The sequence below is a fragment of the Chthoniobacterales bacterium genome (assembly GCA_036569045.1).
Lineage (GTDB): Bacteria > Verrucomicrobiota > Verrucomicrobiia > Chthoniobacterales > JAATET01 > JAATET01.
The window spans coordinates 160006-168368 of record DATCRI010000007.1; the positions used below are offsets into that span (position 1 = coordinate 160006).

At 64.9% G+C, this 8363-nt stretch carries 4 protein-coding genes; 1 reads left to right on the forward strand and 3 read right to left on the reverse strand.

From position 1 onward, the window contains the following. Positions 1–300: 300 nt before the first annotated feature. Positions 301–2736 carry an Ig-like domain-containing protein gene (locus VIM61_01695; GenBank protein HEY8899116.1) on the reverse strand — a complete coding sequence of 812 codons (2436 nt, stop codon included), beginning with the start codon at positions 2734–2736 and terminating at the stop codon, positions 301–303. A gap of 237 nt (positions 2737–2973) precedes the next feature. Between VIM61_01695 and VIM61_01700 the strand changes: the two genes are divergently transcribed. After that, the gene (locus VIM61_01700; protein HEY8899117.1) at positions 2974–5871 is read left to right on the forward strand and encodes an aconitate hydratase; all 2898 of its coding nucleotides are present in this window, start codon (positions 2974–2976) and stop codon (positions 5869–5871) included. 76 nt (positions 5872–5947) lie between these two features. Here the strand turns inward: VIM61_01700 and mrdA are convergent, their stop codons facing one another. Continuing rightward, positions 5948–7801, reverse strand: coding sequence for a penicillin-binding protein 2 (gene mrdA / locus VIM61_01705; GenBank protein ID HEY8899118.1), 1854 nt, complete (start codon positions 7799–7801; stop codon positions 5948–5950). Positions 7802–7862: 61 nt separating this feature from the next. Next, positions 7863–8363: hypothetical protein (locus tag VIM61_01710; GenBank protein ID HEY8899119.1), on the reverse strand; the 501-nt coding region annotated here is incomplete at its 5' end.

The window sequence follows — 8363 nt, forward strand, 5'->3', positions numbered from 1 at the left end:
GTTTTCGGCCCCTGCGCGACTCCGCGAAATTCTTCGCCCAGGCCGGTTTGCCGTCCCTGATATCGGCCGCCTCCCGGTCGCGACGTCAAGCATTTCGACGAAACCCGGTCCCGGCCGACGCCCGACTTCACGCCCACCGCGACGTCGTAGCAGCAGGTATCGCCCGCGTGAATCTCGCCGAGGTCGTGCACGGCAACGAGCCGGAGGACGTAATCCAGCAGGAAGTCGATGCGGGCGGAGAGGTCCGGATTCACGAACCAAAGTCCAGGCCGCCACCGCGCGGCGGCGGAAGCGAAGCGTTCACGGCACGGCGGGCGTCACGACGCGATAGAAACGGCGGGCGTCTCCAGGCGAAGGATCGGTGAAATCGGCCGTTCCGGTGACCGACGCAACGGCGTCGTGCAGTTTGCTCCAGATCGCCATGTCGGTGGAATATTGGACGGTGTAGCTCCGGCCTGCGACGACGGGATACGTGCCGCTCACGGAACCGTCGGCATTGATCTTCGTGGGCCCGATCTCGAACCGGCTCGTCGCGTCGCGCGGAAGCGTGCCGGCGACAAATTCCGTCTTGTTCGTCTTCTGGTCGCCATCGGGATCGCCGGCAGCGCCGTCGTCTCCGGAATTCACGCGGGGATCGAGGTTGTTCTCCTGTTCCCAACCGAGCGGCAGGCTGTCGCCGTCCTCATCCGACGCGGCATCCGGCTCGATCCCGGCAAAAAAATCGTGCCAGCGCTGGAGCAGCGGCTGGAAGGCAGCCACGTCGAGATCGATCGCGTAGATCTCCGCATACGTCGCGCCGAACGTGTTGTAGCCCGTCTCGATGCCATCGGCGGGCGTGCCGTTCAGCGTATTGGTCGCCATGTTGTTGCTCGTGCCGGATCGGAAGGGCTGAATCCACGGGCCGAGCGCCTGGAAGCCATTGAACTCCGCGTCACGCGACAGGAACATGGGCGCGGCAAAAGAGGTGTTGGGAAAGCCCGTGGGCGGGTCCTGGCCGGGCGCCTGCCGATTCGCGGAAAGGTTATCCATGAAAAATCCGATGTGCGGCCGGACGAGGCCATTGAATTCGGCGAGCAATTGCTGGCGCATCCATTCCCAGGCGGACAAGCCGCCGTAGGCCGCATTCTCGCCGTCGAGGACGGGCCAGAATCCCATCTGCACGTAGGTGCGCGGAAACTCCGCCGAAAGCGTGCGCAACTCATCCTGCACCGCGCCAAGGAGCTTCGCGCGCGTGTAGCCCGGCAGGCCATCGAGAGTCTGGGGCAACGGATCGCGCAGGCCGCCGTTACCGCCGGGCAGGAAGGGATTGAGGGCGGAAAGACGCGGGTGATCGCGCAACGCCACGCCATCGAACAACGTGGAGGCCAGGGCGTGCAGGAAGGCGGCGCGACGCTGGCGCAGATAGGGATCCCACGGCACCGCGCGCGTGACGGGCGAGCCGCCGGAGGAATCCACCCACGTGGTGACGTCCGGCGTCGTGGCGATATCGGCCGGCTCGTCGGGCGAGAGAATGAGCGAGAGTTTTTGTCCGATCGGCAGCTTGTTCAGCGCGTTCTGGATGATGAAAAAGTCGTAAACGCCGGGGCTGATTTCCACCGTGTCCCACGCGACATGCAGCACGTAGCCGTCGACAAACGGATAATCGCGAATATTGCCGTCGCGCAAACTCGAGCCGTTGTAGGTGCCGCCCAGCGCGCTATCGAGCGAGTAGATCCCTTTCGGTCGCAGGAACCGGGAGGCCGGTGCGGAGGGATCGGTGACGACAAAAAGGAAGCGTTCCATCGCGCTCATCCCGCCATCATCGGTGACCGTGAGAGTCACCGTGGCTGCGCCGGTCTGACCGGCCATCGGCGTAAAGGCCAGCGTGCGAGACCCGTCGGCCCCGCCGAGCGCGAGTCCCGAATTCGGAAGCAGGGCCTGATTCGAGGACCGCGCCGTCACCCATAACCGCGCCGCCGGCGTCTCGCCGTCGCTCACGGTGAAGTTCAGCAACGGCGGCACGGAACTGAGCGTAACAATCTGATTCGCTGGCCCGGCGATCGAGGGCGGGGTTTGGGCGGGCGTGACGGTGACAAGAAACGCCGTCTTTGCCACGAGGCCGCCTCCATCCGTCGTCGAGAGAGTGATCGTGGCCGTGCCGGTCTGTCCGGCCGCCGGGGTCAACGTGACTGTGCGACTGCTGGCCGTGCCGCCGACCTGGATCGTGGGCGTGAGCGTCGGGTTCGACGAGAGGGCGGTCACGGTCAGGCTCCCGTTGTTTGTCACCGCATCCGCCACAACGAAATTCAGCGGGCCGACCTTTTGACCCGCCGCGACGACCTGGCTCGCCACGCCACCAATGATCGGAGGCGCATTGCCGCTTACGCTCGCGCCGTTGTTGATCGTCACGGCGAACGAGAAACTGCCCGAGAGCGAGCCGTCGCTGGCCGTGAGCGTCACGACGGCGGTGCCGAACTCGTTCGTCGCCGGAGCGAGCGTGATCGTGCGGGTCGTGCCGCTGCCGCCGAGCACGATCCCCGCCGACGGCAGCAAGGTCGGATTCGAGGACGCCGCGGAAATGGTGAGCGCATCGGAATCGGTCTCCGCATCCGCCAGGAAGAAACTCAGCGGCCCGATTGCCGCTCCGGAACTTTGCGTCTGGTTGGAAACGCCTGCCACGAACGGCGGCGTATTCATCGCACGAACCCCGGACGCCGACATCAGCGCCAGAGCGAAGAGGGAAAACACCCGGTTCATGAACGCGCTCACCCTAACAATGGCTCCCTCCGCGAAAAGTTTGTTTTTGCGAACTCGACGAGCTCCGACAGGGCGACGGGCTCGAGAACGTGACGCTCGTTCCCTCGTTGCAATCACCTTGCCCCGCCAGGCTTAAGGCATCCCGCTCGCCCCACCGCAATTCGCCGCGCATGAATCGCAACCCGCCGCCATTTTCCTTGCCGCGTCGGCACGATTCACGCTTTCTTTTTTCCCAACATGTCTGACGCATTTTCGACGGTTCGCACGTTTACTACGGGGGATGGCAAAGAGGGCAAATACTTCTCGCTGCCGGCATTGGAGGAAGCGGGCGTCGGGCCGATCTCGCGGCTGCCCATCTCGATTCGGATCGTTCTCGAGAGCGTGCTGCGCAACTGCGATGGCAAAAAGGTCACGCCGAAGGACGTCGAAACGCTCGCGAACTGGAATGCCAAATCGCCCGCGCTGGAGGAAATCCCCTTCGTCGTCGCGCGTATCGTCCTGCAGGATTTCACCGGCGTGCCACTCCTTGTGGACCTCGCCGCCATGCGCAGCGCCGTCAACAAGCTCGGCAAGAATGCCGGAGTGATTGAACCGCTCGTCCCCGTCGATCTCGTGGTCGACCACTCCGTGCAGGTCGACTTCTTCGGCAGCGCCGACGCCCTCAGGCAAAACCTCGCGATCGAGTTCGCCCGCAACCGCGAGCGCTACCAGTTCCTCAAGTGGGGCCAGCAAGCCTTCGAGACCTTCGGCGTGGTGCCTCCCGGCATCGGCATCGTTCACCAGGTGAATCTCGAGTATCTCGCCAAGGGCGTGCTCGAAAAGGGCGGCTTCTACTATCCCGACACCCTCGTCGGCACGGACTCCCACACGACCATGATCAACGGCCTCGGCGTCGTCGGCTGGGGCGTGGGCGGCATCGAGGCAGAGGCCGGCATGCTCGGCCAGCCCGTGTATTTTCTCACGCCCGAAGTCGTCGGCGTGAATCTTACCGGCTCGCTGAAGGAAGGCGTCACCGCGACCGACCTCGTGCTCCGCGTGACCGAAATGCTCCGCAAGCAGAAGGTCGTCGGCAAATTTGTCGAGTTCTTCGGCGAAGGCGCCGCCGCGCTCTCGGTCACCGACCGCGCGACCATCGCCAACATGGCTCCGGAATACGGCGCGACGATGGGCTTCTTCGGCGTGGACGAGGAGACCGTCGCCTACCTCAAGGGCACCGGCCGCAGCGAAGAGCTTTGCGCGACCTTCGAGACCTACTACAAGGCGCAGGGCCTCTGGGGCATTCCGCGCGTCGGCGAAGTCGATTACACCGTCGAACTCTCGCTCGATCTCGGCACCATCGTTCCCGGCGTCGCCGGCCCGAAGCGCCCGCAGGACCGCATCAACCTCCCCGAGCTCAAGTCGACCTTCGAAGGCCTCATCGAGAAGACCGTCGCCGACGGCGGTTACGGCAAAAAGGCCGAGGACATGGCGGTGAAGATTCCCGTGCACATCAACGGCGCCAGCGCCGGCACCGAGCCCGAATTGCTTTCCACCGACTCCAAGGGCGCCGGCCACATGACCGAAGGCGAACCGCTCTCCAAGGAGGAAATGACCACCAATCGCCCGACCGGCGACAAGGTGAGCGACTACCCCTCGCCCTACAAGACGGCCGACGTGACCGTGGGCAACGGCACCGTGCTCATCGCGGCCATCACGAGCTGCACGAACACGAGCAACCCGTCCGTCATGCTCGGCGCGGCGCTGCTCGCGAAGAAGGCCGTCGAAAAGGGCCTGACGGTGAACCCGTTCGTGAAGACCTCGCTTGGGCCCGGCTCGCGCGTCGTCACCGACTACCTCGAAAAGACCGGCCTCCAGCCCTATTTCGATAAGCTCGGCTTCCAAACGGTGGGCTACGGCTGCACGACCTGCATCGGCAACTCCGGCCCGCTCCATCCTGCGCTCGAGGAGGCGATCACGAAGAACGACCTCGTCGCCGCGTCCGTCCTCTCGGGCAACCGCAACTTCGAGGCCCGCGTGCACCAGAACATCCGCGCAAACTTCCTCATGTCGCCGCCGCTCGTCGTCGCCTTCGCGCTCGCCGGCACGGTGGACATCGACCTCAGCAGCGAGCCGATCGGCAAGGGCAGCGACGGTGCGGACGTCTACTTGACGGACATCTGGCCGACCCTCGGCGAGATCCGCGACGCGATGGCCTCCGCCCTCAAACCCGAGGTCTTCCGCAAGCTCTACACCGACTTTGCCGAGCAGAATCCGAAGTGGAACGAGATCCCCTCCTCCACCGGCGCGATCTACGAATGGGACGAAGCGAGCACCTACATCCAGGAGCCGCCGTTCTTCACGAGCTTCGGCATGCAGCCCGGCACGATCGCCGAGATCACCGGCGCCCGCCCGCTTGGCATCTTCGGCGACAGCGTCACGACGGACCACATTTCGCCCGCTGGTGCGATCAAGAAGACCAGCCCGGCCGGCAAGTTCCTCCTCGAGAACGGCGTCGCCGTCGAGGACTTCAACAGCTACGGCTCCCGCCGCGGCAACGATCGCGTGATGACCCGCGGCACGTTCGCAAATGTCCGCATCAAGAACACGATGGTCCCCGGCATCGAAGGCGGCTACACGCTCTACTTCGGCGCCAGGGACGTGCCCGCGCCGGACAAGGAAATCTCCACCGACAAGGCCGGCGCGAAGCCGACCTTCATCTACGACGCCTGCATGGCCTACAAGGAAGAGGGCACGCCGCTCATCATCCTCGCCGGCCAGGAATACGGCACCGGTTCCAGCCGCGACTGGGCCGCGAAAGGCACCTGCCTCCTCGGCGTGAAGGCCGTGGTCGCGCAGAGCTTCGAGCGCATTCACCGCAGCAACCTCTGCGGCATGGGCGTCCTCCCGCTGCAATTCCCGGAAGGCGTGAGCGCCGCAACGCTCGGCCTCGATGGCACGGAGACCTACGACGTGGTCGGCCTGTCCGACGAAATCACGCCGCGCCAGGACGTCACGCTGCGCATCACCAAGGCCGACGGCACCGTTGTCGATCAGACCGTGATGCTGCGCATCGACACCCCGATCGAGGTGGATTACTACCGCCACGGCGGCATCCTGCCCTTCGTCCTCCGCGAAATCGTCGCGACCCAGACGTAAGCAGCCTCCCCAAAAGTTCACGAAAAAGGGCCGGTCTCGCGACCGGCCCTTTTGTTTTCGAAAATTCGACGTCGGCTTAATCCGACTCGTCGGTCGCTTCCTCTTCCTTGGACTCCTCGTCGGATTTCGACGGGGCAAAAATCTGCTTGAGGGTCTTGCCGATGAGCGGCGCACCGTGCGAACCGCCGTGGACGTCATTATCGCCCGGCTCGCCCTCGTAGACGGCCGCAAAGGCGTAGCGCGGATTGTCCGCCGGAGCGAAGCCGGTGAACCACGCCGCCGTGCGCGCCTTGTCGCTGTCGCGGCCGCCGCCCCACTGCGCCGTGCCGGTCTTTCCGGCAACGTGAATGCCCTTCACCTGTGCGCGATGGGCCGTGCCGTTGCCGTCTTCCGTGACGGCGACCAGCGCCTTGCGGAGCTGGTCCATGATCTCGGGCTTGATCGCGAGATTGTCCCGGAGGCGGTCCGGATAAGCGGCGACCACCTTGTTGTCGAGGCTCTGGATCTGCATGACGAGGCGCGTCTGGTGAAACTGCCCGCCGTTCGCGATCACGCCCATCGCCTGCGCCATCTGGAGCGGCGTGATCAGGATGTCGCCCTGTCCAATGGACATGTTGGCCACGTCGCCCTGGAGAATCTTCCGCTTGTGAACGCGCATCATGTAGTCGTCGTTCGGGATGTTGCCCTTCTCCTCCGCATTCAGCGGCAGTCCGGTTTTCTGGCCGAGGCCAAGGCGATTCGTCCAGGCGATGATCGGCTTCGAGCCCATCTTCAGGCCGGCCTGATAAAACCACGTGTTGCAGGACTGCGTGAGCGCCTGCACGAAATTCAAGGATCCGGCATCGACCTTCTTCCAGTTTCGGAAAACGAAGTTGCCCACGCCAAGTGACGGCGGGCAGCCGAACTCCGTGCCCGGCTTGATCTTGCCGTCCTCGAAGCCGGCAAGGCCGACGAACGTCTTGAACGTCGACCCGGGCGGATAGGCCGAACGATACGCACGCGGCAGTAGCGGCACGGCGGGATCCTTCTGCAGGGCCTCGAATTTTGCCGCATCCACGAACGGCACGAAGACATTCGGATCGAAGGTCGGCCACGAGGCCAGAGCGAGCACTTCGCCGGTATTTGGATCGATGATGACAATCGCGCCGCGTTTCGCGTTCTTCGAGAGCACGTCTTCGCAAAGCGCCTGGAGATCACGGTCGAGCGTTGTGATGACGTTGTAGCCCGGCACCGGCGGCTGCGCGATCCGCTCGGAGGTCTTGCGGCCATTGGCGTCGAAGGTGACGTGGAGGATGCCCGGCTGACCGCGCAACTCGTCATCGTAAATCTGCTCGAGCCCCTCGCGTCCCTCGACTCGCGGAAAAATCACGTCGCCATTTTCGATCGGACGCAGCGAAAGCGGGGCCTGTCGGCCGACATATCCAATCACGCTGCCGGCGGTCTGTCCCTCGGGATAAAAACGCGCGTAGGTCTGGCGCAGGATGAGCGTCGGGGTGAGCCCCTTCGCGACGATGGCGAGCTCCTGCGGCGAGAGATCCTCGATGATGTCGTAAGGGAGCACGCCGCGATTCTTGTAGTGGTCGACGACGGCCTTCTCGTTGAGCGAGATGTCCCGACCGAGCAGCCCCTTGGCGAGCGTGACCTGCTGGCGGGCAAAATCCACGACCTGCCGGTCGTCCATGTCGAGCGGCGTCGGAAAACTGATCGCGAGATTGTAGCTCATGCGCGACTGCGCGAGCGGCTTGCCGTTGCGGTCCGTGATGAGCCCGCGCGGCGCCGGGATGGCCAGCTGCCACGTGCGCGCCTGCTTCTGGGTTTCCCAGGTCGGCTTCGGATTCTCCACGGGGCCCGTATTGTCCAGCACGGCATCCTGGGCTCCGGCGGCGGCAATCATTCCCAAACTGGCGGCAAGACAAAGAAACTGCTTCATGAAAATCGGAGCCCTCACAGCTAAAGCAGCCGCCCGCCCAACGCAACCCGCAACCCTGCCCTCAGCGCGCGTTCCCCCGCGCCCGCGGCTGGGTGATATGCGCGGGCTTCAAATACAATGGCTCGATCGCCCGGGTCGCCGCCGGGCTGGTTACGGCGAGCCGCGCCAGCCCCTCGGCACTTGGCGCCGCGAGCCCGACATTCGGAATCCCATCCGGCGGGGCGGCCGAGAACCGAGGCACCGCGGGCCGAGCCTCGAGCCGGGCCAGCAGCTCCGGGGTGGGCAACAATTCGAAATCCTCCGCAACTTCCCCATCGACGATTCGCGCCACCCACAGCACGCCGCCGCGCGCATCTCCCAGCGCGAAATACTCCCGCTCCGCGCAATCCAGCGCGCGCGGCGAAACGAGGCCGACCCGTTCCGCGCCGGTCGCAATGTGGAGCCCCTCCGCCGCCGCGATCGCCGTCCGCAGGCCGTTGTAGGAACCCGGCCCGATGCCGACCGCAACGCGATCCACCGAACCGACGGACCGCAAAGCCCGGTCCAGCGCGGGGAACAAATC